A 26,501-nucleotide genomic window follows, 5' to 3' on the forward strand; every position below is an offset into this window, starting at 1 on the left:
AGGATTTTCCGGAGGCGGATTTTACCGGCGCAGATATTCACCCGATGGCCACGGGGCATATCCCCTCGTATGTGACAGAGGCGGTTGGAAGCGACTTTCTGTTCACCTTCATTGTGTTTTTCACCGTCGGCGTGGTCGTTCTGATCGGGGTCGGGTACCTGACCCTGAATTCGGTGCCGGAAAAGATGGCGCATGAAAACAACCACCCTCAGTTTAAATTGGTCAGGCTTCTGGCGCTGCTGGCACTGTTCATCCACGACGGCATCTTCTGGATTGCGGCGATCCTGATGGCGGGTTTCCAGTTTCCGAACTTCGCTGCTCCGCTGCGTTCGATTGCCGATGCCATCCGGTCATTGGCACCGGGCCGCGGCCAGCCACCCGACCCAGAGGCGCCCGCGGCACCCGTGACCGCCCAGGGGACGCGCACTGACGGAGCTGCGGCCGATGCTTGAAACACTGATGTGCGCGCTGGTCACCGTGCTGCGGGATTTCCTGTTCCGCAGGTTCGTGCAGGGCAAGCGGATCGCGCATGAAATCACCCTGTTCACCATGTGGTACGAGCTGCGCTGGGACCTGACCACCTGCGCGATCCTCGCGCTCGTGATCACCATGTTGTTCTACTTTCATCCGGCCAGCAAGACCGCGGCGTCGTATTTCCGCACGGTGACGATCCTGCCGCAGCTAGGCGGGCGGGTGTCCGAGGTCTATGTGACCAACAACCAGATCGTCACCGCGGGGCAGCCGATCTTCCGGATCGAGGATTTCACCCAGAAGGCCCAGGTCGAGGCGGCGCATGCGCAGATCGCCCAGATCCAGGCCTCGTTGAAAGTGACCGAGACCGACTTGGCCGAAGCCGAGGCTGGCATTGCGGCGGCCAAGGCCGCGCTGGATCAGGGCCTTGAGGACCTCGAGCGCAACACGACACTGCGCGACGAGGGCTCCAGCGCCGTGCGGTTGACCGAGATCGACCGGCTGGAAAACCTGGTGGCCGAGCGCCAGGCCCAAGTGCGTGCGGCCGAGTCGAAGAAGGCCGCTGTCGTTCAGCAGATCGAGGAATTGAACCCCGCCCAACTGTCCAGCGCCAATCCGCAGTTGGACGCGGCGTTGGGTGAGTTGGACAAGGCGGTCGTCAGTGCCGGCGTGACCGGCCGGGTCGAGCAGTTCGGGCTGCGGGTCGGCGACTATGTAAGCCCGCTTCTGCGTCGGGCGGGCATTCTGGTGCCCTTAAACTCGGGGCGCGACAGGTTCCAGGCCGCGTTCAACCAGAAGAGCGCGCAGGTGATCGAGCCCGGCAAGATCGGAGAACTGGGCTGCATGACCAAGCCGTTCACGGTGATCCCGGCCGTGGTGGTTCAGGTGCAGGACGTGATCCCATCGGGGTAGATCCGGCCCACGGACGAGTTGCGTGACGTGCAGGTCAATACCAATCCGGGTTCGATCCTCGTCTATCTCGAGCCGCTGTATGGCGGCATGGCCGACACGCTCCCGCCGGGCAGCAACTGCCTGGCCAATGTCTATACCGACAATCACCACAAGCTCGAGGATGAAAGCCTAGGGTTCTGGCAGAAGGCGTTTTACCACGTGGTCGACGCGATCGGTGCCTTGCATGCGGCGGGCCTGCGCCTGCGGCTGATCCTGATGCCGGTTAACACATTGGTGCTCAGCGGGCACTAGCCGCGTGCAGCGACTGCGCGCTCGCGCCATTGTGTCTGGCCAAAATCGGGATCGCAGGCTAGGAGCCGCGCATGTTCGATGCACAGATCCGACCCATTATTGATCCGGTGCTGAACGCGCAGGGGCGTGTTCTTGCCCGGCTGGGCTTTACCGCCAACCAGATCACGCTGATCGGGTTGGGGCTGGGGCTGGTGGCCTGCGGCCTGATCGCCGTTGGGGAAACGGCGTGGGCCTTGCTGCCGCTGCTGTTGTCGCGCTTGGCGGATGGGCTGGATGGCGCGGTGGCCCGCGCGCGCGGTGGGACCGATTTCGGCGGTTACCTTGATATCACCTGCGATTTCCTGTTCTACGGCGCGGTCCCGTTCGCATTCGTCGTCGCCGACCCTGCGGCCAACGGCTTTGCCGGGGCCTTTCTGCTGCTGTCCTTCTACGTTAACGGCACCAGCTTTCTGGGCTTTGCCCTGCTGGCCGACCGTCACGGACTGCGGTCCGAGGCGCGGGGGAAGAAGGCGCTGTATTTCACCGGCGGCCTGCTGGAAGGGGCAGAGACGATCGCTTTCCTGGTTCTGCTTTGCCTGCTGCCGCAGGCATTCGCGCCCATGGCTTGGGTGTTCGGGGGGCTGTGTTTCCTGACTGCGGCGTCGCGGGTTCTTCTGGCCTGGCGCAGTTTTCGGGATCAACTGTAACAAAAAAGCCCGCCAGATAGGGCGGGCTTTCCGGTGCTTTTCCGATCCGGCTTACTGCGGAATTTCGCCTTCCAGGCCTTCGACATAGAAGTTCATGCCGGCCAGCGTGCCGTCATCGGCCACTTCGCCTTCGGCCAGCCAGGCGCTGCCGTCCTGCTTGTTCAGCGGGCCGGTGAAAGGATGGTATTCACCCGATGCGATCGCGTCCTTCAGAGCCAGAGCTTCAGCCTTGACGTCGGCCGGAACGGCATCGGAGATCTCGCCGATCTCGACCATACCTTCCTTGATACCGTCCCAGGTGTTCACCGACTCCCAGGTGCCATCCATCACAGCCTGGGTGCGCGCGATGTAGTAAGGCGCCCAGTTGTCGATGATCGAGCTGACGCGCGGCATCGGAGCATATTCGCTCATGTCCGAGGCCTGGCCGAAAGTGATCACGTTGCCGGCTTCTTGTGCGGCAGCCTGCGGTGCGGTCGAGTCCGTGTGCTGCAAGATCACATCGGCGCCCTGTTCGATCAGAACCTTGGCGGCATCAGCCTCTTTCGCCGGATCGAACCAGGTGTAGGCCCAGACGATTTTGAACTCGACATCCGGGTTCACCTTCTTGGCGTGAATGAAGGCCGAGTTGATGCCGCGGATCACTTCGGGGATCGGGTACGAGCCGATATAGCCGATGATGTTCGACTTGGTCATCTTGCCGGCGATATGACCTTGGACAGCGCGACCCTCATAGAAACGCGCCGAGTAGACCGACACGTTGTCGGCGGTCTTGTAGCCGGTGGCGTGCTCAAATTTCACGTTCGGGAATTTCTTGGCCACGTTGATGGTCGGGTCCATGTAGCCGAACGAGGTGGTAAAGATCAGGTCGGCCCCTTCCAGCGCCATCTGGGTCATGACGCGCTCGGCATCCGGGCCTTCGGGCACCGATTCCACGTACACGGTTTCGACCTTGTCGCCAAAGTGCTTCTCGACAGCCTGACGGCCCTTGTCGTGCTCGTAGGTCCAGCCGCCATCGCCCACCGGGCCGACATAGACGAACCCGACCTTTGTCTTGTCCTCGGCCACGGCGCCCGTGGCAAGGCCAAGTGCCATGGCGGCGCTTGCCAGAAGTGAAGTGAATTTCATTTAGTTACTCCCCAATTTGGTACAGTTGGCCCCTAGTGCGAGGCGTGGAAGGTCCGGCCAAGTGAGGCAGGTGCCCTGCTCTTGTCGGCCGAAAGGATCACGAGCACAAGGATCGTTATGATGTAGGGCGACATTGCCAGATACTCGACAGGGATGGCAACGCCCGCTGCCTGCAAATTCAGCTGCAGAACGGTGATGCCGCCGAACAGATAGGCACCCAGCAAGGTGCGCCACGGTTTCCAGCTGGCGAACACCACCAGTGCCAGCGCGATCCAGCCGACGCCAGCGGTCATGCCTTCGGTCCATTGTGGTACCCGGATCAGGCTGATATAGGCCCCACCCAACCCGGCGCAGGCGCCGCCGAAGAGGATGGCCAGAATGCGGATCCGCACCACCTTGTAGCCCAGCGCATGGGCGGCATCGTGGTTTTCCCCCACCGCGCGCAGGATCAGACCCGCGCGGGTGTATTTCAACATCGCCCACACCCCTGCGGTCAGCGCGATGCCCACATACAGGATCGGATCATGCTGGAACAGGATGGGGCCGATCACCGGCAGGTCGCTCAGGACGGGGATGTGGATGTCGCCCATGCTGGGCGGCTTGATGCCCACATAGCTTTGCCCCAACAACGCGCTGAGGCCCAGGCCGAACAGCGTCAGGGCCAGGCCGCTGGCCACCTGGTTGGCCAGTGCGAACTGGGTCAGCAGCACGAACAGCAGCGACAGCAGCGCGCCGCCGATGGCCGCCGCCACGAAACCCAGCCAGGGCGAGCCGGTCTCGACCGAGATCGCAAAGCCGCTGATCGCGCCCACGATCATCATGCCTTCGACGCCAAGGTTCAGTACGCCGGCTTTCTCGACGACCAGCTCTCCGATTGCGGCCAGCAACAGCGGGGTGGCCGCCACCATCAGCGAGGCGATCAGCAGAATGGGGTTGATTTCACCAAGGTTCATGGGTCACGCCACCTCGCTGCGGGCCGCACGGATGCGGTAGTTGGTCAATAGGTCGAAGGCCAGCAGGAAGAACAGCAGCATCCCCTGAAACACCTGAATCGCGGCGGCGGGCAGCCCCAGCTGAGACTGCGCGATCTCGCCGCCGATATAGGTCAGCGCCATCAGGCCGCCGGCCAGAAGGATGCCCACCGGGTGCAGACGGCCGAGGAAGGCCACGATGATGGCGGTAAACCCGTAGCCCACGTTGAAGTCGATGCTCACCACGCCCGCGGGGCCGGACACTTCGAACATGCCCGCCAAGCCCGCCAGGGCACCCGAAAGCCCCAGGCAGAACAGGATCAGCCGTGGCGGGTTCACGCCTGCGAATCTTGCTGCGCGGGGGGCCTCGCCCGTCAGGCGGATGTGAAAGCCCAGCATGTGCCGGTTCAGCAGGACATAGGCAAAGATCACCGCAACGAAGGCCGCGACCACACCCCAGTGCATGCCCGATCCTGCGATCAGTTCCGCGTTGTGCGCGGCGTCATAGGATTGCAGGTTGCGCGAGCCCGGAAAGCCGAACCCCTCGGGGTTTTTAAGCAGCCCCAGCGAGACCGAGGCCAGGAATTGCTCGGCCACATAGACGAGCATCAGCGAGACAAGAATCTCGTTGGTGCCAAAGCGCACTTTCAGAAAGGCCGGGATCATCGCCCAGATCCAGCCCCCAAAGGCCCCGGCGAGGACCATCAGCGGAAATACATACCAAGCATCAAGCGGATAGAAGGCCAGCCCGATGCCCGCGCCGAAAATCGCCCCCATGATGTACTGACCCTCGGCGCCGATGTTCCAGATCCCGGCGCGAAAGCCCAGCGACAGCCCGATGGCGATCAGGACCAGCGGCGCGCCTTTCACCAACAATTGCGGCCGGTAATAGAATGAGAACTCGCCGAACAGGGGCTCCCAGAAGATCGTGCCGATCGCCTCGACGGGGTTTTTGCCCAAGATGGCGAACAGCAGCCCGCCGAACACCATCGTGGCCACCACCGCCACCAGCGGCGTGGCGTAGGACCACGCTTTGGACGGCTGTGGGCGTTTCTCCAGCACGATCATCCCGTGATCCCCCTGCCTGTTGCGTTCTTGTTGATGTGCGCCGGTCGAAAGCCGCGCCGAGGCCTATACATGCGCCACCTCCATGCCATGCGCGCCGCCCATCATCAGGCCGATCTCTTCGACGCTCAGGTTGGCCGTGGGCCGCGGCGCGCTTAGTCGCCCCTCGTTCAGCGCGGCGAAACTGTCCGAGATCTCCATCAACTCGTCCAGGTCCTGGCTGATGCAAACCACAGCCGTGCCCTGGGCCGCAAGGTCCAGAATAGCCTGACGGATCGCGGCGGCTGCGGCGGCATCGACCCCCCAGGTCGGCTGGTTCACCACCAGAACCTCGGGGTTTTGCAGCACCTCGCGGCCGATCACGAATTTCTGCAGGTTGCCGCCCGACAGCGACCGCGCGGCGTTCTCAGGGCCGGGCGTGCGGACGTCGAAGGTTTTGATGATCCGCTCGGCGAAATCCCGGGCTTCGCTCCATTTCAGAAAGCCCCGGGTTTCAAGGTTTTCCCGCACCGACCCGGTCAACAGGGCGTTCTCGGTCAGACTCATGTCCGGTGCCGCCGCATGGCCCAGACGTTCCTCGGGCGCGGTCAGTACGCCAAGCTCGCGCCGTGCAGTGGGCCCCAGCCGGCCGATGGGCTGGCCGTTGAATTTGATGGCGTCGGCCGTGGTCAGGATTTCGCCCGACAGCGCACCCAGCAACTCGTCCTGCCCGTTGCCGGCGACGCCGCCGATGCCCAGAACCTCGCCCTTGCGCACGGTCAGGTGCACGTTTTTTAGCGCCGTGCCGAACTCGGACGGAGACGGCACCGACAGGCCGGTCACATCCAGCGCCACCGGGCCGAACGCGCGCCCCGCGCGTTCCGGGGTCTGCAAGGCCGAGCCAACCATCAGTTCGGCCATGTCGCGGGCCGAGGTCTCGGACGGTACGCATTCGCCCACATTCTTGCCCAGCCGCAGGATGGTGGCGTGGTCGCACAGCGTGCGGATTTCTTCGAGCTTGTGCGAGATGTACAGGATCGAGGTACCCTCCGAGCGCAGCTTTTTCAGCGTCTCGAACAGGATTTCCACCTCTTGCGGTGTCAGAACCGAGGTGGGTTCGTCCATGATCAGCAGCTTGGGGTCCTGCAACAGGCAGCGGATGATCTCGACCCGCTGGCGTTCGCCCGCGGACAGGTCGCCCACGGTCCGGTACGGGTCGAGCGGCAGGCCGTAATTTTCCGAAACTTCGCGAATACGCGCAGCTAGGTCGCCCATGGGAGGCGGGTTTTCCATGCCCAAGGCGATGTTCTCGGCCACGTTCAGCGCGTCGAACAGTGAGAAATGCTGGAACACCATCGCGACGCCGTCGGCGCGCGCCGCGCGCGGTTCGCTTGGGACGTAGGGCTGGCCGCGCATCAGCATCGTGCCGCTGTCGGGCTTGACCAGCCCATAGATCATCTTGACCAGAGTGGACTTGCCGGCGCCGTTCTCGCCCAGCAGGGCATGGACTTCGCCTTCCGCTATGTCGAAGGACACATGGTCATTGGCCACGACGCCGGGATAGGCCTTAGTCAGTCCCTGCAGGCTCAGAAGTGGAGTGGTCACGCGCTCTGGTCCTTCTTCAAGTCATTCTGCCGGGCGGGGCGCAGGATATGTGCCGCCACACCGATTGCGATCATCTGCGGGTGCTTGCCCAGGGCCGGGTCCCCGATGGGGCAGGTGATCCGGCTGATCTGCGCCGGTGAATGCCCCAGCGCGGCAAGGCGCGAACGGAATCGCGCCCATTTCGTAGCCGAGCCGATCAGCCCCGCAAAGCGGAAATCATGCCAAAGCAGCCGGTTGCACAGTTCAAAGTCCAGATTGTGTGAATATGTCAGCACCAGGTGCTCGGCATCTGGCGGAGCGTGGTGCACCAGATCCGCCGGATTGGCTGCCGGCACTGCGGTAACACCCGGCGGAACCATCTCGGGAAAACGGTCGGGCGCGGTGTCCACCCAGGTGATCGCCAGATCGGGCAGGGGGGCCATCACACCGACCAGCGCCCGCCCGACATGTCCGGCCCCCCAGATCCACAGCTGGCTGAGGGGGCTGTGCACCGGTTCGATCATCCAGCCGTCGATCAGTTGGGGCTCGGGGCGCTGGCCCTGGTTGCGGGCCTGTGCCAGCAGCCGTTTCACCGAAAGCGGCATCGGAGCATCCGTGACGGGGCGGGCGATCACCTCGCGGTCCAGCTGCGCGACAGCTTCCGCGTCATAGACCTCGCTCAGCAGCGTGACGGCGCCGCCGCAGCATTGCCCAAGGTCCGGCCCCAGCGCATGTCGGGATAGGCGGGACCGGTCTTGCTGGCCCCGGGCCGCCTCGGCCGCCTGAAACTCGAGCGTGCCGCCGCCGATCGTGCCCGCCTGCCCGCCGTCCCAAACCAGCATCGCGGCGCCGACCTCGCGCGGGGACGACCCGCGTATCGCGGCGATGACCACGCGTGTCACCTTGCCGTGTTTTTCTACCGCCTCCCTCAATGCCTCCCGATCGAAACCCATCAGTGTCCTCCGCGCAGCTTTCGGATACACCGCCAGACTTCTTCGGCGGTGGCCGGAGCGTTCAGACCCGGGTATCCATCGCCACAGGCCGCAACGGCATTCGACAGCGCCAGCCAGGCCGAAATTCCCAGCATGAAGGGAGGCTCGCCCACCGCCTTCGAGCGATAGATCGTGTCCTCGCGGTTCGCGCCATCCCAAAGCGCCACGTTGAACACGCCCGGCCGGTCCGAACAGGCGGGGATCTTGTAGGTCGATGGCGCATGGGTGCGCAGCCGGCCCTTGTCGTCCCACACCAGTTCCTCGGTCGTCAGCCAGCCCGCGCCCTGCACATAGCCGCCCTCGACCTGCCCGATATCCAGCGCCGGGTTCAGCGAGGCGCCGGCATCATGCAGGATATCCGCCCGCAGAATCCGGTTTTCCCCGGTCAGGGTGTCCACCGCCACCTCGGTCACCGCCGCGCCATAGGCAAAATAATAGAACGGACGCCCCTGACCCTTGATCCGGTCCCACTCGATCTTGGGCGTCTTGTAGAACCCGGTCGCCGACAGGCTGACGCGCCCCTGATAGGCCAGCGCCGCCGCCTCGGCAAAGCTGTAGCTTTCCTCGCCCACGGTAACCCGGCCATCGGCAAAGACGACCGCCGATGGGTCGGCCTGATGCCGCTGGCCCAGATAGGCGGCCATCCGGTCGCGGATCGTGTCGCAGGCGGCCTTAACGGCCATCCCGTTCAGATCGCTGCCCGACGACGCCGCCGTGGCCGAAGTATTCGGCACCTTCGCGGTATCGGTCGCCGTGATCTTCACCATCTCCAGAGGAATACCGAAACGCGCGGCCGCCACCTGCGCCACTTTCTGAAACAGCCCCTGGCCCATCTCGGTGCCGCCATGGTTCAGATGCACCGAGCCATCCTGATACACATGCACCAGCGCCCCGGCCTGGTTCAGATGGGTCAGCGTAAAGGAAATCCCGAATTTCACCGGCGAAAAGGCGATGCCCTTCTTGACCAAGCGGTTCTCGGCATTCCAAGCCGCAACCGCCGCCTTGCGCGCGGCATAGTCGCTCGACGCCAGCAGGGCCTCGGTCATCCCGTGCAGCTCGAAATCCTCGACCACCTGCCCATAGGGCGTGGTATTCCCCTTCATCTTTTCGGAAATACTCCGGGGGGAGGCCGCAGGCCGGGGGGCAGCGCCCCCCGCGTCCGGAGCCGCATAGTAATTGCGCGACCGCAGCTCGACCGGGTCCAGCCCCAGCACATGCGCTGCGTGATCCATCACCCGCTCAATCCCCACCATGCCCTGCGGTCCGCCAAAGCCGCGAAACGCCGTCGCCGATTGGGTGTTGGTCTTCAGCCGATGGCTCTCGATCCGCGCGTTGGGCAACAGATAGGCGTTGTCGGCATGCAGCATCGCCCGGTCGGCCACTGGCAGCGATAGGTCCTGCGCCCAGCCGCAGATGGCGTAATGCTTGAACGAGACACCCTGAATGCGCCCCTCCGCATCGAACCCGGCCCTATAGCTGATGCGGAAGGCATGCCGCTTGCCGGTGATGATCATGTCGTCGTCGCGGTCATAGCGCATCTTGCAGGCCCGCCCGGTCGCCCGCGCCGCGATGGCGCAGGCCACGGCCAGCGCATTACCCTGACTTTCCTTGCCGCCAAAGCCGCCGCCCATCCGCCGGGTCTCGACCCGCACGGCGTTCATAGGAACACCCAGCGCCTCGGCCACCTTGTGCTGGATCTCGGTCGGGTGCTGGGTCGAGGAATGCACCAGCATGTCCCCGCCCTCGTTCGGCACCGCCAGCGCGGCCTGACCTTCCAGGTAGAAATGCTCCTGCCCGCCGATCTCGAACGTGCCTTCGATCACATGCGACGCCTGCGCGATGGCGGCGTCGGCGTCGCCCTTGGCGTAGATCCGGGGGCCGTCCTCGAACCGGCTGTCCGCGGCCAAGGCCTCCTCGATGGTCAGGATCGGCGTTTCCTCGGCATAGTCGATCCTGCCCAGCCGCGCGGCCTTGCGCGCCGCCAGATGGCTGGTGGCGACGACCAGAAACACAGGCTGGCCCACATAGTTCACCGTCCCGTCCGCCAGCAGCGGCTCGTCATGGACCGAGGGCGAGACGTCATTGGCAAAGGGCAGGTCCTCGGCGGTCATCACCATCACGACGCCCTCGGCGGCCTTTACCGCCGACAGGTCCATCGCCGTGATCCGGCCCTTGGCGATCGGGCTGAACCCAAAGGCCAGGTGCAGCGTGCCTTTGGGCGTCGGAATGTCATCCACGTAACGCGCGGTTCCCGACACATGCAGAGGTGCTGCGTCATGGGGCAGGGGCTTGGTCACGCTCATGCCGACACCTCCAGCACGTTGACCAACTCGCCCTGATCCTCTGCGAAATACCGCTCCAGCATCGCCTTGGCCGTCTCCAGCCGGTATTCGGCCGAGGCGCGCATGTCGGTCAGCGGGGTGAAATCCCCGTCAAACGCCGGCAGCGCGGCCTGAACGGTCTCATGCGTCCACGCCTTGCCGACCAAGGCGGCCTCGACCGCCGCGGCCCGCTTCGGAATGCCCGCCATGCCACCGAAGGCGATGCGCGCCTGCGCCACGACGCCATCCGAAACGGTGACGTTGAAACAGCCACACACGGCCGAGATATCCTGATCGAACCGCTTGCTCAGCTTGTAGCATTTCAGCCGGTCCGATTGACGGGCAAAGCTGACCGCCTCGACGAACTCGCCGGGCGCGCGGTCCTGCTGGCCGTAATCGACAAAGAAATCCTCCAGCGGGATCGACCGCCGCGCGTCCCCTTTGCGCAGATGCAGCGTCGCCCCCAGCGCGATCAGCGCGGGCGGGTTGTCCCCGATGGGCGAGCCGTTGGCGATGTTGCCGCCCACCGTGGCCGCATGGCGCACCTGAACGCTGGCGTATCGCCGTATCATCTCAGCATAGGAGGGGTGCAGATCGGCCATCGCCGCGCCCATGCGGTTCATGTCCACCATCGCACCGATGCGGACCTCGTCTTCGGTGATCGAGATCTCCTTCAGATCGTCGCACCCGCCCAGAAAGATCACCGGGTACAGATCGCGCAACTGCTTGGTCACCCACAGGCCCACATCAGTGGCGCCGGCCACCAGAGTCGCCTCGGGATGGGCGGCATAGACCTCGGCCAGCTCGTCGGACGAGCGCGGCATCATCGGCGATGCGGGCTCGACCGCCACCGGCGTTTCCCTCACCCAGACCGGCACCGGCTGGTCTTCGACGGCCTTTGCCGCGCGGATGATCGGGGCATAGCCGGTGCAGCGGCACAGGTTGCCGGCCAGTTGCGTGTCGTGATCGGTCGCGCCATTCGCATGGCTGGCCACCATAGACATCACGAAACCCGGCGTGCAGAAGCCGCATTGCGAGCCGTGATGCTCGACCATCGCCTGCTGAACCGGGTGCATCTGGCCATCCGGCCCGCTCGTGCCTTCGACAGTGCGCACCGCCTTGCCATGCAGCTGCGGTAGAAACAGGATGCAGGCATTCAGCGCCTTGGCGCCGCCCTCATCCGTCACCATCACGGTGCAGGCGCCGCAGTCGCCCTCGTTGCAGCCTTCCTTCGTGCCTGTCAGGCCGCGGTCCTCGCGCAGCCAATCCAGCAATGTGGCCGTCGGATCGACATCCGCCAGCTCCACAGTCTCTCCGTTCAGAAGAAACGTGATGTTCATTCTAGAAACCCGTCGCGTTACCCCGTTGCGCCCATGGGTGCCCTCTCTCGATGCGACGTAGAGAAAGAAGCGGGCTTGTAGCTTGCCGAAAGATGTTAGAAACAGCGCCGGACGGCTGGCAAGAAAAACCGCCCCTGGAGTGCACCATTCCTATTCGTCTTGACAGGTGTATCGACCGCCTGATCCGGGCACGACTTTGAAACAAAACACCTTTTTGCCATTACTCCCCGATCTCAAGTGAAGCACCTTCTGAAAAACCCGAATAATCGCTGATTATTGTTTGAGCAACCCGCCGGTATCCTTCTGTCTTTTGCCCGCGCGCCGAGTGGGATAGCCTGCGCTCATGAGCAGTTCTCCACGATTCATCCACCTCCGTGTTCATACCGAATATTCCCTGCTGGAAGGCGCTGTGCGGCTGAAAAAGCTGCCCGGTCTGTGCGAGCAGATGGACATGCCCGCCGTTGCGGTCACCGATACCAACAACATGTTCTGCGCGCTGGAGTTTTCCGTCACCGCCAGCGGCGCGGGAATCCAGCCGATCATCGGCTGCCAGGTGGACCTCAGTTATGTGACCGCACAGCCGGGCGACAAGCCGACGCTGCCTGCGCCCGTGGTGCTGCTGGCCCAGTCCGAGACCGGGTATGAGAACCTGATGAAGCTCAGCTCGTGCCTCTATGTGGACAAGGGCGGGCAGCTGCCGCAGGTTACTCTGGAAGAACTTCAGCGCCATTCGGCGGGCCTGATCTGCCTGACCGGCGGCCCGGACGGCCCCGTGGGCCGCCTGTTGCAGCAGGGCCAGCGCCCGGCCGCCGAGGCGCTGGTGGACCGGCTGGCCGCGATGTTCCCCGATCGCCTGTATATCGAACTGCAACGCCACCCCGGCGAGGATGGCCAGCCCGAGGCCGAACGCCTGACCGAGCGCGGCCACGTGGAAATGGCCTATGCCAAGAACCTGCCGCTGGTGGCCACCAATGACGTCTATTTCCCGACCTCGGACATGTACGAGGCCCATGACGCCCTGATCTGCATCGCCGAGGGCGCCTATGTCGACCAGCAGGAGGGCCGCCGCCGCCTGACCGCGCAGCACTATTTCAAGTCACCGCAGGAAATGGCCACGCTCTTCGCCGACCTGCCCGAAGCGATCGAGAATACGGTCGAGATCGCCAAGCGCTGCGCCTTCATGGCCTACAAGCGCAACCCGATCCTGCCGAAATTCGCCGATGACGAGGTCGAGGAACTGCGGCGTCAGGCCAACGAGGGGCTGCAGAAACGTCTGGCGGTGATCCCCCATGCCGTCCCGCCCGAGGAATACCAGAAGCGTCTGGATTTCGAACTGGGCATCATCGAAAGCATGGGGTTCCCCGGCTACTTCCTGATCGTTGCCGACTTCATCAAGTGGGCCAAGGAGCACAACATTCCGGTCGGGCCGGGGCGGGGGTCGGGCGCGGGCTCGCTGGTGGCCTATGCGCTGACGATCACCGACCTTGACCCGCTGCGCTACAGCCTGCTGTTCGAACGCTTCCTGAACCCCGAGCGGGTCTCGATGCCCGACTTTGACATCGACTTCTGCATGGACCGCCGCGAAGAGGTGATCCGCTACGTTCAGCAGAAATACGGCCGCGACAAGGTAGGCCAGATCATCACCTTCGGCGCGCTCTTGTCCAAGGCCGCGGTGCGCGACATCGGGCGGGTGCTGCAGATGCCCTACGGCCAGGTGGACCGCCTGTCCAAGATGATCCCGGTCGAAGGGGTCAAGCCGGTGTCGATCGAAAAGGCGCTCAAGGACGAACCCCGCCTGCGCGAAGAGGCCCGCAACGAAGAGGTGGTGGACCGCCTTCTGACTTACGGCCAGCAGGTCGAGGGGCTGTTGCGCAACGCCTCGACCCACGCCGCCGGGGTGGTGATCGGCGACCGGCCGCTGGACGAGCTGGTGCCGCTCTACCAGGATCCGCGCTCGGACATGCCCGCGACCCAGTTCAACATGAAATGGGTGGAACAGGCCGGTCTGGTCAAATTTGACTTTCTGGGCCTGAAAACCCTGACCGTGATCCAGAACGCGGTGGACCTGATCCGCAAGTCGGGCCGCGACCTGCACATCGCCGCCGACGGGAGGCAGCTCTATGATCCGCCCGAAGGCGCGGTGAACGAGATCAACGCGATCCCGCTGGACGATCCGGCCACCTACAAGCTCTATTCCGCGGCCAAGACCGTGGCGGTGTTCCAGGTTGAAAGCTCGGGCATGATGGACGCGCTCAAGCGCATGAAACCCACCTGCATCGAGGACATCGTGGCCCTTGTGGCGCTCTACCGCCCCGGCCCGATGGAGAACATCCCCACCTATTGCGAGGTCAAGAACGGCCAGCGCCAGATCCAATCCGTTCACCCGCTGATCGACCACATCCTGGAAGAAACCCAAGGCATCATCGTCTACCAGGAACAGGTGATGCAGATCGCGCAGGTCATGGCGGGCTATTCCCTTGGCGGCGCCGACCTGCTGCGCCGCGCGATGGGCAAGAAGATCAAAGAGGCGATGGACGCCGAACGCCCGAAATTCGAGGCCGGCGCGGCCAAGAACGGCGTGGGCGCCAAGAAGGCCTCCGAGGTGTTCGACCTGCTGGAGAAATTCGCCAACTACGGCTTCAACAAATCCCACGCGGCGGCCTATGCGGTGGTCAGCTACCAGACCGGCTGGCTCAAGGCGAACCACCCGGTCGAGTTCATGGCCGGCGTCATGAACTGCGATATCCACCTGACCGACAAGCTGGCGGTGTATTTCGAAGAGGTCCGCAAGGGGCTGGGCCTGCCTTACGTGCCGCCCTGCGTGAACCGCTCGCTGGCGACCTTCGACGTGGTGGATGGCCAGCTGGTATATGCTCTGGGCGCGCTGAAAAACGTGGGTGTCGAGGCGATGAACCTCGTGGTGCAGGGGCGGGGCGACAAGCCTTTCGTCAACCTCTTTGACTTCGCCCGCCGGGTCGACCTGAAGAAGGTCGGCAAACGACCGCTGGAGATGCTGGCCCGCGCGGGGGCCTTCGACGAACTGGACAAGAACCGCCGCCGGGTGTTCGAAAGCCTCGAACAGCTGGTGCAGTATTCGGCGGCGATCCACGAGCAGAAGAATTCGAACCAGGTCTCACTGTTCGGCGAGGCGGGCGACGATCTGCCCGAACCGCGCCTGTCGAAATCGCCAGACTGGCTGCCCGCGGAACGCCTGAGCGAGGAGTTCAAGGCCATCGGCTTCTACCTCTCCGGCCACCCGCTGGACGACTACATGCCCGCCCTGAAACGCAAGCAGGTGATGACGCTGGACGAGGTCACCGAAAAGGCACGCTCGGGTCCGTTGATCGCCAAGATGGCCGGTGTGGTCGCCGGACGACAGGAACGGAAATCGGCCAAGGGCAATCGGTTCGCCTTTGCCCAGCTGTCCGACCCGACGGGGGCATACGAGGTGACGCTGTTCTCGGAAACCTTGGAGAAATCACGCGAGTATCTGGAAACCGGCGCGCAGGTCGTGCTGACGGCCGAAGCCACGATGGAGGCCGACCAGCTGAAGCTGCTGGCGCGCTCGGTCGGTCCGGCGGATTCGGTGGTGGCCGAGGCCGGGGCAACGGGTCTGCGCATCTTCGTCGATCAGCCGCAGGTGGTGTCCACCGTGGCACGGGTTTTGCAGGACGCGGCGGGGGCGGCCCGAAATGCCGCGAAGGGGCCGGTTCACCTGTGCCTGATGGACCCGGGCCTGCCGGGCGAAGTCGAGATGGATCTGGGGCAGGATTTCCCCATCAACCCGCAGATCAAGGGTGCGATCAAATCGCTCGATGGCGTGATGGACGTGCAGGAGGTCTGACGCACCTTCAGTAATGCGGCGGGCGTTCGTCGCCCAGAATGACCCCGCCGGACCCCTCCTGCGCGCGTTCGGCTTCACGCTGCATCAGCATCGCGACGTGGCGGGTCAGGCGATCGATCTCGTCCTGCTGCTTGGCGACGACCATGCTCAGGTCATCCACGGTGCGGGTCAGGTGGGCGATTTTCTCTTCCAGATGCTGCATCGCTGGGGCTCCTGTGATCTGGTGCGGTCATACCGCTGTGGCGCACGCAATGCCAGCGCTGGCTTGCCCCGACCCAGACCATGGGATAGACCGCGCGCGCAAGTGATGAAATCCCAAGGACGCCCCACATGGCCAAGCCCAAGAAACAGCCCCGCCCCAAGGCCGTCACGCCGAAAGGGTTCCGCGACTATTTCGGCCAGGAAGTCACGCAGCGCACCGAGATGCTGCGGACGATTGCGGACGTCTATCATCGCTATGGGTTTGATGCGCTGGAAAGCAGCGCCGTGGAAACGGTCGAAGCGCTGGGCAAGTTCCTGCCCGACGTCGATCGCCCGAACGAAGGCGTTTTTGCCTGGCAGGAGTTTGACGAGGGCGGCAACGGCGACTGGATGGCGCTGCGTTATGACCTGACCGCGCCGCTGGCCCGGGTCTATGCCCAACATCGCAACGACTTGCCCACGCCCTATCGCCGCTATGCGATGGGTCCGGTCTGGCGCAACGAAAAGCCGGGTCCGGGGCGATATCGCCAGTTCTATCAGTGTGATGCGGATACTGTGGGAACGGCCAGCATGGCCGCCGATGCCGAAATCTGCGCCATGCTCTCTGACACGCTGGAGACCGTGGGCATCCCGCGCGGCGACTATCTGGTGCGGGTCAACAACCGCAAGGTCCTCAACGGCGTGCTCGAGGCCATGGGCTTGGGCGCGGACGCGGCGGCGCGCGATGACGTTCTGCGCACCATCGACAAGTTTGACAAGGTGGGCGAGCAGGGCGTGCGCGAGTTGCTGACCAAGGGTCGGCTGGACGCCTCGGGCGCGTTTATCGAGGGCGTGGGTCTGTCCAACGATCAGGCCGAGCCGGTGATCGCCTTCCTGACCTCGAAAGCCGATGACGCCGCCGGAACGCTGGCCAACCTGAGCGCGGCCGTGGGTGACAGCAAGATCGGCGCTGAAGGCATCTCCGAGCTGGAGCAGATCGGCGAATTGCTGGCTGCGGGAGGCTATGGCGCCGATCGCATCCAGATCGACCCCTCGGTCGTGCGAGGGCTGGGATACTACACCGGTCCGGTCTACGAGGCCGAGCTGACCTTCGAGATCTTCGATGAAAAGGGTCGCAAGCGGCAATTTGGTTCCGTCGCAGGCGGCGGGCGCTATGATGATCTGGTCAAGCGCTTCACCGGGCAGGAAGTGCCCGCGACCGGTGTATCGATCGGGGTCGACCGGTTGCTGGCCGCGCTGCGCGAGAAAGGGCGGATCAAGTCACATGACACCGGGCCGGTCGTCGTGACCGTGATGGACCGGGACCGCATGGCCGACTATCAGGCGATGGTGGCCGAACTGCGCAATGCCGGCATCCGAGCCGAGGTCTACCTGGGCAACCCCAAGAATTTCGGCAATCAACTGAAATACGCGGACAAGCGGAACTCGCCCGTCGCGGTGATCGAGGGCGGGGACGAGAAGGACCGCGGCGTTGTTCAGATCAAGGACCTGATCCTGGGCGCCAAGATCGCCGAGAGCGCCACGCTTGAGGAATGGAAGGAGCGCCCCAGCCAGTTCGAGGTACCGCGCGGCGATCTGGTCGCCAAGGTGCGCGAGATGCTGGACAGTCAGGACTGAGCCATGCCCAACCGATCCCAGATCCAGGTCCGGGCCGCGATGATGCGCGTGCGTTTCGAGGCCGCCGGGGCGCAGGTCGTCGACACGCCGCTGCTGCAATCGGCCGAGACGCTGCTGGACCTTTATGGCGAGGATATCCGCGCGCGCGCCTATGTCACCTCGGACGCGCTGCGTGGCGAACAGATGCTGCGCCCGGATTTCACCCTGCCGGTGGTGCAGATGCACATGCGCGACGGGGCCGAACCGGCGCGGTATACCTATTCGGGCGAGGTGTTCCGCCGTCAGGAACACGACCCCGACCGCGCCAATGAATACATCCAGGTTGGCTACGAGGTCTTTGACCGCGACGATCCGGCAGGCGCCGATGCCGAGGTGTTCTCGCTGTTTGCCCTGCAATTGCGGGGCCTGCCGCTGCGCGCGGCGACCGGTGACATCGGCATTCTGACCGCTGCAGTACAAGGCCTGCGCACCTCCGACCAACGCAAGGCTGCGCTGATGCGCCATCTGTGGCGACCGCGTCGGTTCCGGGCTCTGCTGGACCGGTTCGCGGGCCGCAAGCCCGAGCCGGACCACCGCGCCGCGTTGCTCGCTGCGGCCGACCCGATGGCATGCGACGCGCCGATGATCGGCAAGCGCCGACCGGCCGAGATCGCCGCCCGCATCGACGCCCTGCGCGCCGACCGCGACACACCGCCGATTTCAGACACGGAGATGGCCGGGCTGGACGCGCTGCTGGGCGTGCGCGAGACCATGCCCTATGCGCTGGAGCATCTGCGCGACATCGCGGTCGATCTGCCCCAGATCACCCCCGCGCTGGACCGGCTCGAGGCGCGGATCGCCGCCCTGCAAGCGCGTGGCGTCGATGTCGGCAAGCTGGATTTCGAGGCCTCGTATGGGCGCACCTCGATGGAATATTACGACGGGTTCGTTTTCGGCTTCTACGCCGAGCGCCGCCCCGACCTGCCGCCCATCGCCACCGGCGGGCGCTATGACGCGCTGACGCGGCGGCTGGGCAACGGGGCTGAGATCCCGGCCGTGGGGGGCGTGCTGCGCCCCGACCTGATGCTGGAAATCGAGGAGGCGGGCCAATGACCCTTAAGCTGGGCGTGCCGTCCAAGGGGCGGCTGATGGAGAAAACCTTTGCCTGGTTCGCCCGCCACGGGATCGAGCTGTCGCGCGCCGGGTCCGACCGGGAATATGCCGGCAAGGTGGACGGGATCGAGGATGTCTCGCTGATCCTGCTGTCGGCCGGAGAGATCCCGCGCGAACTGGCCGCTGGCCGTATTCATCTGGGTGTGACCGGCACCGATCTGGTGCACGAGAAACTGCCACGCTGGGAACAGCAGGTCGAAGAAATCGCACCGCTGGGCTTTGGCCAGGCCGATCTGGTGATCGCGGTTCCGGCCTGCTGGGTCGATGTCGAGACGCTGGATGACCTGGACGCCGCCGCCGCCGCCTTTCGGGCCACGCACGGGCACCGCCTGCGGATCGCCACCAAATACCACCGTCTGGTACGAGAGTTCCTGACCGATTTCGGGGTTGCCGATTATACGCTGGTCGACAGCCAGGGGGCGACCGAGGGCACGGTGATGAACGAAACCGCCGAGGCGATCGCCGACATCACCTCGACCGGTGAGACCCTGCGCGCCAACCACCTCAAGATACTGTCAGATGGGTTGATCCTGCAATCGCAGGCCACTTTGTGGCGCAGCCGGGTTGCGGAGTACGGCGCCGCGGAAAAGGCCGCCCTGGCAGAAGTGTTGCGCCGTCTGGGCTGAGGTCAGAGCACGCCGATCTCGGCCAGCGCGCGGTTCAGATCCTCGGGCAGGGCGTCGTCCTGCGCGCGGCTTTCGGGCAGGCCTGCGGGGCTGTCCTCGGGTTTCAGATACCGCCATCCCTGAAACGGCCGTTTCTGCGCGCCCTGGGTGCGGTGGACCTGCGGGTCCAGCACGATGGCGCAGCGGCGGATGCCATCCTCACCCGTCACCTCGTCCAGCCGCAAGATGCGCTGGCGGCACTGGATGACACCCTTGATGACCCAGAAGATCGACCCGCCGTTCAGAATCTCGGCTTCCCGCTTGGGCCACATGCGGGTGATGTGGCGGGGCAGGCCGTCCGCAAAGCGCCGGCGATAGCTGTCCTGCCAGGCGATCAGGCTGTCCACGCTCTCGGACCCGACCGAGAGTTTCACGAGGTTGATGTACTTATCCACAGCTTTCCCACAGAGTCGTCCAATGGACTACCTTTATATTGTAGCTTACCTTTGCGCGCTATCAAGCTGTTGTGGTTTGCAGGGGGCAGCGTCTATTCTGGGTGCCTCTTTCAATACAGGGAATCAGAATCAATGCGGCAATCAAGCGAACAGGGGGAACCACAAACAGACCGATAGGCTGAAGATGCTGGCACCCCGAATAAACGGGGCGCCAATCAGTTGGGGATGGCATGGTGCGGGGTGAGGTCTTCCCAGCCGACGCCCCGAGGGTTCGAGACCCTCCATCTCCACCACCTATCCTGTTCCCGAAAGGGTCAAGATAGAATCTATCTGATTCTGCCTATCAAACGGCAAATGGTCAATCGGCAAAGCCCCAACCATTTTTGCTGGAATGGCATGTTGAATGTCATATATGGTGAGGCTCCACTAGCCCAGCACAACGTATAGGAACTCTTATGAGCCGCTTTGCCGCCCCCATCGCCGAGCAGATATGGGACATGAAATACCGCTTCAAGAAAGCGGATGGCACGCCGATCGACAAGTCGGTCGAAGATACGTGGCGGCGGATTGCGCGCGATCTGGCACGGGTGGAAAAGGACCCCGCGCACTGGGAACAGAAGTTCTATGAAGCGCTTGAGGATTTCAAATACCTGCCCGCCGGGCGGATCACAGCCGGAGCAGGCACCGCGCGGCAGGTGACCCTGTTCAATTGTTTCGTCATGGGCACGATCCCCGACAGCATGGGCGGTATCTTCGACATGCTGAAAGAGGCTGCGCTGACCATGCAGCAGGGCGGGGGGATCGGCTATGATTTCTCGACCATCCGGCCGCGCGGCGCGGATGTGCACGGGGTGGCCGCCGATGCCTCGGGGCCGCTGTCGTTCATGGATGTGTGGGATGCCATGTGCCGCACCATTATGTCGGCGGGCTCGCGCCGGGGCGCGATGATGGCGACCATGCGCTGCGACCATCCGGATATCGAACAGTTCATCACCGCCAAATCCGACCCGGCCCGCCTGCGCATGTTCAACATGTCGGTTCTGGTGACGGATGCTTTCATGGACGCGGTCAAGGCCGATGCCTCGTGGGATCTGGTCTTTGACGGCAAGGTCTATCACACGGTTCAGGCCCGCGACCTGTGGAACAAGATCATGCAGGCCACCTATGACTATGCCGAGCCGGGCGTGATCTTCATCGACCGGATCAACCAGGCCAACAACCTGAGCTATTGCGAGACCATCGCCGCCACCAACCCGTGCGGAGAGCAGCCACTGCCGCCTTATGGCGCCTGTCTGTTGGGTTCGATCAACCTAGCGCGGCTGGTGTCAGCACCGTTCGAAGACGCCGCCCGTCTGGACGAGGCGGCATTGCAGGAGCTTGTCGCCACGGCCGTTCGCATGATGGACAACGTGGTGGATGCCTCGAAATTCCCGCTGCCGCAGCAGGCCGCCGAGGCGCAGGCCAAGCGTCGTATCGGTCTGGGCGTGACCGGGCTTGCGGATGCGCTGTTGATGCTGGGCCTGCGCTATGGCTCGGACGAGGCGGCGCGTCAGACCGAGCGCTGGTTGCACGCGATCGCCCGTGCCGCGTATCTGGCGTCGGTGGACTTGGCCAAGGAAAAAGGGGCCTTTCCCCTGTTCGATGCCGAGAAATACCTGGCCAGCGGCACCATGCAGCAGATGGATGACGATGTCCGCGAGGCAATCCGCGAACACGGCATCCGCAACGCTTTGCTGACCTCGATCGCGCCGACGGGGACGATCTCTCTGTATGCGGGCAATGTGTCGTCGGGGATCGAGCCGGTCTTTGCCTATGCCTACACCCGCAAGGTGCTGCAGAAGGACGGCTCGCGCACCGAGGAAGAGGTGGTGGACTATGCCGTTCAGATGTGGCGCGACAAGTTCGGCGACGTCGAACTGCCCGACTATTTCGTGAACGCCCAGACCCTGACCCCGGCCGAGCATGTCAAGATGCAGGCTGCCGCGCAGAAATGGATCGACAGCTCGATCTCGAAGACGATCAACTGCCCCGAGGACATCGCGTTCGATGCTTTCAAGGACGTGTACATGCAAGCCTGGGATCGGGGCTGCAAAGGCTGCACGACCTATCGCCCGAACGACGTGACAGGTTCGGTGCTGACCGTTTCGGAAAGCGACGACAAGGTGCCAGGTGAAAGCGCGGATGCGCCGCACGAGGTGGATGGCGGCGATGTCATCTACATGTCCGAACCGCTGGACCGGCCGCAGTCGCTGGAAGGGTCGACCTACAAGCTGAAATGGCCCGATAGCGAGCACGCGATCTATTTGACGATCAACGACATCGTCATCGGTGGTCGGCGGCGTCCGTTCGAGGTGTTCATCAACTCGAAGAACATGGAGCATTACGCCTGGACGCTGGCCCTGACCCGGATGATCTCGGCCGTGTTCCGACGCGGTGGCGACGTGTCCTTTGTGGTCGAGGAACTGAAGGCCGTGTTCGACCCGCGCGGCGGGGCCTGGGTGCAGGGCAAGTACATCCCCTCGATCCTGGCGGCGATCGGTGGCGTGATCGAGCAACACATGATTGCGATCGGGTTCCTTGAGGGGGAAGGGATGGGACTGAAATCCGACCCGCAGGCGCAGGTGGTCAATATGGACGCTCCCCGCGGCAAGGCCTGCCCGTCCTGCGGTCAGTATGAGATGCGCATGATCGAAGGCTGCATGACCTGCGCAAGCTGCGGTCATTCAAAATGTGGTTGATGGGGGAAGGCCGGAGTTGAGGTGAAATAACCAGAAAATTTTGGCCATTTGGCGCGTCTAAATGACCTTCTTCCTAGCATTTGGTATCCATTTTTCAGTTTCAGGCCCGGGTGCCAATGTGTGTGTGGTCATTATGCTGAATTTTCTTGAACCCGCCACCTCGGTTGCTTGAGAATGGCCGACAAGCACCTCAACCTGCCGTGTGATTGGGGCTTGCGCGGCCCCACTCGGGCCACGGTCCCCTCACACCGTGACAATTTCTTCCGGCTTGTGTCTCCCCGTTGCCTTGCCGATTCTCCGTTTTCCTAAACATAACGGCGGATCACTTCTTTGGGGGAGGGTCACCGGTACCTGATATTTTACAACACGCGGAGACCGCATTCATCGTTGGAAATGCAGACACCCGATCAGGCATATCTCAACCCGTCGTCACCAATCGCGGCGGCATAACCGAGCGGAAAACCAACCTACGAAACGGTTCAAACAAACCGAACCACCTCTCTGCACAAGCATCTTTCGCGGCGGGGATCCTGATCGAATGCCGGTTTCGGCATCAATCATTGGTCCGAGCAGAACAACTCGTACACCGTTTCGATCATCTTGCGCGGACGGTCGTCGGCCAGGCTATAGTAAATGGCTTTCCCCTCGCGGCGGGGAACCACCAGCCCCTCGAAGCGCAGACGCGCCAGTTGCTGGGACACGGCGGCTTGTCGTGCGGACAGCAGTTCTTCGAGTTCGGTCACGGATTTCTCGCCCGAGGCCAAATGGCACAGGATCATCAGCCGCCCTTCGTGGCTTATGGCTTTCAGAAAACTCGCCGCACGGGCCGCGTTTTCTGCCATGCGGTCCATTTCTTCGTTGGACATGTCCGAAGAAAGCTTGGGAAGCGTCATCCTGTTTGACCTTTTTGACTGTAACTCGACGAGGGCGGCGTGCCCAAGGCTCCATGGGTATTGCTGGCGGTCCTTTACACTTAGTAATCGGGAATTTCCACAAGAACGCTTCGCAATCTTGTAATGCGAGCACAAGCAGCCTGGGCAGTTCGGCCTGTTGCGCGGATTGCAGAGGATGGCATACGGGCAACGTAGATTGGCGGTCATGTCCGCATCGCGAACTCTGGCGCGGCTGACCCCTTGCAGCCCCTCGGCGCCGACACTAAGACTCGTGTAACGTCTTTCCGGGTATGGTCCCGGTCCATAGCAAATCAGGCAGGTTCCGAATGTTCGATCCAGTTGACACCTACATGAACACGCTCGTCCCGATGGTCGTCGAGCAGACCAGCCGCGGAGAGCGCGCCTATGACATCTTCTCGCGCCTTCTCAAGGAGCGGATCGTGTTCATCAATGGCCCGATCCACGACGGGATGAGTCATCTGATCGTCGCGCAGCTGCTGCACCTCGAGGCCGAGAATCCGAACAAGGAAATCTCGATCTACATCAACTCGCCAGGTGGCGTGGTGACCAGCGGGTTGGCCATCTACGACACAATGCAGTACATCAAGCCGAAATGTTCGACCCTGGTGATCGGCCAGGCAGCCTCGATGGGGTCGGTTCTGCTGGCCGGGGGCGAGAAGGGGATGCGTTTTGCGCTGCCCAACAGCCGCATCATGGTGCACCAGCCCAGCGGCGGCTATCAGGGTCAGGCCAGCGACATCATGATTCACGCGGCCGAGACGCAAAAGCTGAAGGATCGCCTGTACGATATCTATGCCAAGCATACCGGACAGTCGAAAAAGACCATTGAAAAGGCGCTGGATCGTGACAATTTCATGAGCCCGGAAGAGGCCAAGGAATGGGGCCACATCGATGAAATCGTCGAAAGCCGGACGAAGGCCGAGCCCGACGAAGCGTGATGCGGAAACCCCGCACCCACAGGTGCGGGGTACGATTTTGAGATTGTAGCTGCCTTGGCGCTGGCCTAAGCTCGGTCCAAGGTGGCAAGCGCGGTCCGCACGGGGCCGCAGGGATGAAGCCCGAAAGGTAGATCATGGCGACGAATTCAGGCGGTGACAGCAAGAACACGCTCTATTGCAGCTTCTGCGGCAAGAGCCAGCACGAGGTGCGCAAGCTGATTGCTGGTCCGACCGTATTCATCTGCGATGAATGCGTCGAACTGTGCATGGACATCATCCGCGAGGAAACCAAGGCCAGCGGGCTGAAATCCACCGACGGCGTTCCGACGCCCAAAGATATCTGCGAGGTTCTGGACGATTATGTCATCGGCCAGGCACGGGCTAAGCGCGTGCTGTCGGTAGCGGTGCACAACCACTACAAACGCCTGAACCACGCGCAGAAGGCCGGCAGTGACATCGAACTGGCCAAGTCGAACATCCTGCTGATCGGCCCGACGGGCTGCGGTAAGACCCTTCTGGCGCAGACTCTGGCGCGGATTCTGGACGTTCCGTTTACCATGGCCGACGCGACCACGCTGACCGAGGCCGGTTACGTGGGCGAGGATGTCGAGAACATCATCCTCAAACTGCTGCAAGCCAGCGAATACAATGTCGAACGCGCGCAGCGCGGCATCGTCTATATCGACGAGGTCGACAAGATCACCCGCAAGTCGGAAAACCCCTCGATTACCCGAGACGTTTCGGGCGAGGGCGTGCAGCAGGCGCTGCTGAAACTGATGGAAGGCACCGTGGCCAGCGTGCCGCCGCAGGGCGGCCGCAAGCACCCGCAGCAGGAATTCCTGCAGGTGGACACCACCAATATCCTGTTCATCTGCGGCGGCGCATTCGCGGGCCTCGACAAGATCATCGCGCAGCGTGGCAAGGGTTCGGCCATGGGCTTTGGCGCCGATGTGCGCGACAATGACGAACGCGGCGTGGGCGAGATCTTCCAAGATCTGGAACCCGAGGATCTGCTGAAATTCGGTCTGATCCCGGAATTCGTCGGCCGTTTGCCGGTTCTGGCCACGCTCGAGGATCTGGACGAGGACGCTCTGGTCACTATCCTGACCAAGCCCAAGAACGCGCTGGTCAAGCAGTATCAGCGCCTGTTCGAGCTGGAAAACGTCGAGCTGGACTTTACCGACGACGCGCTGAAGGCAATCGCCAAGAAGGCGATCGAGCGCAAGACGGGTGCGCGAGGTTTGCGCTCGATTCTGGAAGACATCCTGCTGGACACGATGTTCGAACTGCCGGGCATGAAGAACGTGACCAAGGTGGTCGTGAACGAAGAGGCGGTGACCTCGGACGCGCAGCCGCTGATCATCTATGCCGACGCCGAGCCGGAAACGGTATCGGCAGGCTGATCCACGTGAAATTGGAAAACCTGCGGCGCGGCATTGTCCGCGCCGTTTTCGTATGAGGGCAAAATGACGATTCGGCGAATTTCCTCGGGGGGCGAGTTCGAGGCGAAGGTCGGCTATTGCCGGGCCGTGGTCGCCGGCGGCTGGGTGCATGTGGCCGGTACCGTGGGGCAGGGCGATGACGTTGTCGATCAATGCCGCTCGGCCCTGGAGGTCATCGGCAAGGCGCTGTCCGAGGCCGGAGCATCGTTTGCCGACGTGGTCCGCGTGACCTACATGCTGCCGGACCGCACCGAGTTCGCGCCCTGCTGGCCCATTCTTGCCGACACCTTCGGGCCAAACCCGCCGGCGGCCACGATGATCGAATGTGGCCTGATCGACCCGAAATACCGGATCGAAATCGAGGTGACGGCCTTGCTGCCGACATGATGGGTGCGGTCTTTGTGGCACTGGACCTCTGCGTGGGTTTGGTCCATATCTGCGGGGACAGAAATGCCGGAGGCAGCCGATGGGAATCCTGAACACTCTATTGCGGGCCGTGACCTGGTGGAACGGAGCAACCCTGAACACCCAGATCTACACCGCGCGCAAGGGGATCAAGGTTGGCGAGGACGATCAGGGCAACGTGTTCTATCGCAATGCGGATGACAGCCAGCGCTGGGTGATCTTCAACGGCGAGGCCGAAGCCAGCCGAATCGATCCAGAATGGCATGGCTGGCTGCACCGGACATGGGACGAGCCGCCCACCGAAAAACCGCTACGCCACAAGTCGTGGGAGAAACCGCATCAGGAAAACCTGACAGGCACGCCGATGGCCTATGTGCCGGCCGGATCCCTGCGCCGCCCCGAACCGGTGGAGCGCAAGGATTACGAGGCATGGCGCCCGGAATAAGCGAGGCA

21 protein-coding genes and 1 pseudogene are annotated in these 26,501 nt (G+C 63.3%); 12 read left to right on the plus strand and 10 right to left on the minus strand.

The annotated features are described in order from the left end of the window. Positions 1-44 precede the first annotated feature (44 nt). The 3 genes and pseudogenes from AC2FMN_RS07960 to AC2FMN_RS07970 all read left to right on the plus strand — a co-directional run bounded on the left by AC2FMN_RS07960 (position 45) and on the right by AC2FMN_RS07970 (position 2,360). On the plus strand, positions 45-452 hold the full coding sequence (locus AC2FMN_RS07960) for a hypothetical protein (RefSeq protein ID WP_496687304.1): 408 nt from the start codon (positions 45-47) through the stop codon (positions 450-452). Next, positions 445-1,674: pseudogene (locus AC2FMN_RS07965) on the plus strand (HlyD family secretion protein). The gene AC2FMN_RS07960 and the pseudogene AC2FMN_RS07965 overlap by 8 nt, the downstream one beginning before the upstream one ends. 71 nt (positions 1,675-1,745) lie before the next feature. Continuing rightward, the gene (locus AC2FMN_RS07970; protein WP_496687306.1) at positions 1,746-2,360 is read left to right on the plus strand and encodes a CDP-alcohol phosphatidyltransferase family protein; all 615 of its coding nucleotides are present in this window, start codon (positions 1,746-1,748) and stop codon (positions 2,358-2,360) included. A 51-nt stretch (positions 2,361-2,411) separates the two neighbouring features. Here the strand turns inward: AC2FMN_RS07970 and AC2FMN_RS07975 are convergent, their stop codons facing one another. The 7 genes from AC2FMN_RS07975 to xdhA all read right to left on the minus strand — a co-directional run bounded on the left by AC2FMN_RS07975 (position 2,412) and on the right by xdhA (position 11,737). Beyond that, the gene (locus AC2FMN_RS07975) at positions 2,412-3,485 is read right to left on the minus strand and encodes a BMP family ABC transporter substrate-binding protein (protein ID WP_496678504.1); all 1,074 of its coding nucleotides are present in this window, start codon (positions 3,483-3,485) and stop codon (positions 2,412-2,414) included. 32 nt (positions 3,486-3,517) lie between these two features. Then, positions 3,518-4,438, minus strand: coding sequence for an ABC transporter permease (locus AC2FMN_RS07980; protein WP_496687307.1), 921 nt, complete (start codon positions 4,436-4,438; stop codon positions 3,518-3,520). A 3-nt stretch (positions 4,439-4,441) separates the two neighbouring features. Then, positions 4,442-5,524, minus strand: a complete 1,083-nt coding sequence (locus tag AC2FMN_RS07985) for an ABC transporter permease (protein WP_496687308.1) — start codon at positions 5,522-5,524, stop codon at positions 4,442-4,444. Between the two features lie 63 nt (positions 5,525-5,587). Beyond that, on the minus strand, positions 5,588-7,105 hold the full coding sequence (locus tag AC2FMN_RS07990) for an ABC transporter ATP-binding protein (RefSeq protein ID WP_496687309.1): 1,518 nt from the start codon (positions 7,103-7,105) through the stop codon (positions 5,588-5,590). Next, positions 7,102-8,037, minus strand: coding sequence for a xanthine dehydrogenase accessory protein XdhC (gene xdhC, locus AC2FMN_RS07995; protein ID WP_496687311.1), 936 nt, complete (start codon positions 8,035-8,037; stop codon positions 7,102-7,104). The genes AC2FMN_RS07990 and xdhC overlap by 4 nt, the downstream gene beginning before the upstream one ends. Further along, positions 8,037-10,379, minus strand: a complete 2,343-nt coding sequence (gene xdhB / locus AC2FMN_RS08000; RefSeq protein ID WP_496687312.1) for a xanthine dehydrogenase molybdopterin binding subunit — start codon at positions 10,377-10,379, stop codon at positions 8,037-8,039. Before xdhB ends, xdhC begins: the two co-directional genes overlap by 1 nt. Next, the gene (gene xdhA / locus AC2FMN_RS08005) at positions 10,376-11,737 is read right to left on the minus strand and encodes a xanthine dehydrogenase small subunit (protein WP_496687314.1); all 1,362 of its coding nucleotides are present in this window, start codon (positions 11,735-11,737) and stop codon (positions 10,376-10,378) included. Before xdhA ends, xdhB begins: the two co-directional genes overlap by 4 nt. A 343-nt stretch (positions 11,738-12,080) precedes the next feature. Here xdhA and dnaE point away from each other — a divergent pair, with 343 nt between their 5' ends. Then, on the plus strand, positions 12,081-15,581 hold the full coding sequence (gene dnaE / locus AC2FMN_RS08010; protein WP_496687315.1) for a DNA polymerase III subunit alpha: 3,501 nt from the start codon (positions 12,081-12,083) through the stop codon (positions 15,579-15,581). 7 nt (positions 15,582-15,588) lie between these two features. Here dnaE and AC2FMN_RS08015 read toward each other — a convergent pair whose 3' ends face one another. Further along, complete coding sequence (locus tag AC2FMN_RS08015; RefSeq protein ID WP_093964614.1) at positions 15,589-15,783, minus strand: SlyX family protein; 195 nt, start codon at positions 15,781-15,783, stop codon at positions 15,589-15,591. A gap of 128 nt (positions 15,784-15,911) precedes the next feature. Between AC2FMN_RS08015 and hisS the strand changes: the two genes are divergently transcribed. From hisS to hisG, 3 genes are read left to right on the plus strand one after another with little or no spacing between them, the layout of a single operon-like run. Continuing rightward, positions 15,912-17,399: a histidine--tRNA ligase gene (gene hisS / locus AC2FMN_RS08020; protein WP_496687317.1), complete on the plus strand. Its 1,488-nt coding sequence runs from the start codon at positions 15,912-15,914 to the stop codon at positions 17,397-17,399. 3 nt (positions 17,400-17,402) lie between these two features. Beyond that, a complete protein-coding gene (locus AC2FMN_RS08025; RefSeq protein ID WP_496687318.1) occupies positions 17,403-18,491 on the plus strand; it encodes an ATP phosphoribosyltransferase regulatory subunit in 1,089 nt (362 codons plus the stop codon). Beyond that, positions 18,488-19,177, plus strand: a complete 690-nt coding sequence (hisG, locus tag AC2FMN_RS08030) for an ATP phosphoribosyltransferase (protein WP_496687319.1) — start codon at positions 18,488-18,490, stop codon at positions 19,175-19,177. The genes AC2FMN_RS08025 and hisG overlap by 4 nt, the downstream gene beginning before the upstream one ends. A gap of 2 nt (positions 19,178-19,179) precedes the next feature. Here the strand turns inward: hisG and AC2FMN_RS08035 are convergent, their stop codons facing one another. After that, a complete protein-coding gene (locus AC2FMN_RS08035; protein ID WP_496687320.1) occupies positions 19,180-19,611 on the minus strand; it encodes a DUF1489 family protein in 432 nt (143 codons plus the stop codon). A gap of 455 nt (positions 19,612-20,066) precedes the next feature. Between AC2FMN_RS08035 and AC2FMN_RS08040 the strand changes: the two genes are divergently transcribed. Beyond that, positions 20,067-22,349, plus strand: a complete 2,283-nt coding sequence (locus AC2FMN_RS08040; RefSeq protein ID WP_496687321.1) for an adenosylcobalamin-dependent ribonucleoside-diphosphate reductase — start codon at positions 20,067-20,069, stop codon at positions 22,347-22,349. 557 nt (positions 22,350-22,906) lie between these two features. Here AC2FMN_RS08040 and AC2FMN_RS08045 read toward each other — a convergent pair. Continuing rightward, on the minus strand, positions 22,907-23,242 hold the full coding sequence (locus AC2FMN_RS08045) for an ArsR/SmtB family transcription factor (RefSeq protein WP_496678485.1): 336 nt from the start codon (positions 23,240-23,242) through the stop codon (positions 22,907-22,909). Between the two features lie 326 nt (positions 23,243-23,568). Here AC2FMN_RS08045 and AC2FMN_RS08050 point away from each other — a divergent pair, with 326 nt between their 5' ends. From AC2FMN_RS08050 to AC2FMN_RS08065, 4 genes are all read left to right on the plus strand, one after another. Then, positions 23,569-24,201 (plus strand): ATP-dependent Clp protease proteolytic subunit, encoded by a 633-nt coding sequence (locus tag AC2FMN_RS08050; RefSeq protein WP_149777001.1) that lies wholly within the window; start codon positions 23,569-23,571, stop codon positions 24,199-24,201. Positions 24,202-24,335: 134 nt separating this feature from the next. Beyond that, the gene (gene clpX, locus AC2FMN_RS08055; protein WP_496687323.1) at positions 24,336-25,604 is read left to right on the plus strand and encodes an ATP-dependent Clp protease ATP-binding subunit ClpX; all 1,269 of its coding nucleotides are present in this window, start codon (positions 24,336-24,338) and stop codon (positions 25,602-25,604) included. A 63-nt stretch (positions 25,605-25,667) separates the two neighbouring features. Continuing rightward, positions 25,668-26,030 carry a RidA family protein gene (locus AC2FMN_RS08060; protein ID WP_496687325.1) on the plus strand — a complete coding sequence of 121 codons (363 nt, stop codon included), beginning with the start codon at positions 25,668-25,670 and terminating at the stop codon, positions 26,028-26,030. A gap of 79 nt (positions 26,031-26,109) precedes the next feature. Then, positions 26,110-26,493, plus strand: coding sequence for an NADH:ubiquinone oxidoreductase subunit NDUFA12 (locus AC2FMN_RS08065; protein ID WP_496678479.1), 384 nt, complete (start codon positions 26,110-26,112; stop codon positions 26,491-26,493). Positions 26,494-26,501: the final 8 nt, after the last annotated feature.

This window comes from Ruegeria sp. BHSC037, assembly GCF_059613045.1.

Bases quoted from the DNA above. Each gene is read 5' to 3' on its own strand.
- AC2FMN_RS07960 (WP_496687304.1), top strand. From the start codon at position 45: ATGGCCACGGGGCATATCCCCTCGTATGTGACAGAGGCGGTTGGAAGC.
- AC2FMN_RS07970 (WP_496687306.1), top strand. From the start codon at position 1,746: ATGTTCGATGCACAGATCCGACCCATTATTGATCCGGTGCTGAACGCG.
- AC2FMN_RS07975 (WP_496678504.1), bottom strand. From the start codon at position 3,485: ATGAAATTCACTTCACTTCTGGCAAGCGCCGCCATGGCACTTGGCCTT.
- AC2FMN_RS07980 (WP_496687307.1), bottom strand. From the start codon at position 4,438: ATGAACCTTGGTGAAATCAACCCCATTCTGCTGATCGCCTCGCTGATG.
- AC2FMN_RS07985 (WP_496687308.1), bottom strand. From the start codon at position 5,524: ATGATCGTGCTGGAGAAACGCCCACAGCCGTCCAAAGCGTGGTCCTAC.
- xdhC (WP_496687311.1), bottom strand. From the start codon at position 8,037: ATGGGTTTCGATCGGGAGGCATTGAGGGAGGCGGTAGAAAAACACGGC.
- xdhB (WP_496687312.1), bottom strand. From the start codon at position 10,379: ATGAGCGTGACCAAGCCCCTGCCCCATGACGCAGCACCTCTGCATGTG.
- xdhA (WP_496687314.1), bottom strand. From the start codon at position 11,737: ATGAACATCACGTTTCTTCTGAACGGAGAGACTGTGGAGCTGGCGGAT.
- dnaE (WP_496687315.1), top strand. From the start codon at position 12,081: ATGAGCAGTTCTCCACGATTCATCCACCTCCGTGTTCATACCGAATAT.
- AC2FMN_RS08015 (WP_093964614.1), bottom strand. From the start codon at position 15,783: ATGCAGCATCTGGAAGAGAAAATCGCCCACCTGACCCGCACCGTGGAT.
- hisS (WP_496687317.1), top strand. From the start codon at position 15,912: ATGGCCAAGCCCAAGAAACAGCCCCGCCCCAAGGCCGTCACGCCGAAA.
- AC2FMN_RS08025 (WP_496687318.1), top strand. From the start codon at position 17,403: ATGCCCAACCGATCCCAGATCCAGGTCCGGGCCGCGATGATGCGCGTG.
- hisG (WP_496687319.1), top strand. From the start codon at position 18,488: ATGACCCTTAAGCTGGGCGTGCCGTCCAAGGGGCGGCTGATGGAGAAA.
- AC2FMN_RS08040 (WP_496687321.1), top strand. From the start codon at position 20,067: ATGAGCCGCTTTGCCGCCCCCATCGCCGAGCAGATATGGGACATGAAA.
- AC2FMN_RS08045 (WP_496678485.1), bottom strand. From the start codon at position 23,242: ATGACGCTTCCCAAGCTTTCTTCGGACATGTCCAACGAAGAAATGGAC.
- AC2FMN_RS08050 (WP_149777001.1), top strand. From the start codon at position 23,569: ATGTTCGATCCAGTTGACACCTACATGAACACGCTCGTCCCGATGGTC.
- clpX (WP_496687323.1), top strand. From the start codon at position 24,336: ATGGCGACGAATTCAGGCGGTGACAGCAAGAACACGCTCTATTGCAGC.
- AC2FMN_RS08060 (WP_496687325.1), top strand. From the start codon at position 25,668: ATGACGATTCGGCGAATTTCCTCGGGGGGCGAGTTCGAGGCGAAGGTC.
- AC2FMN_RS08065 (WP_496678479.1), top strand. From the start codon at position 26,110: ATGGGAATCCTGAACACTCTATTGCGGGCCGTGACCTGGTGGAACGGA.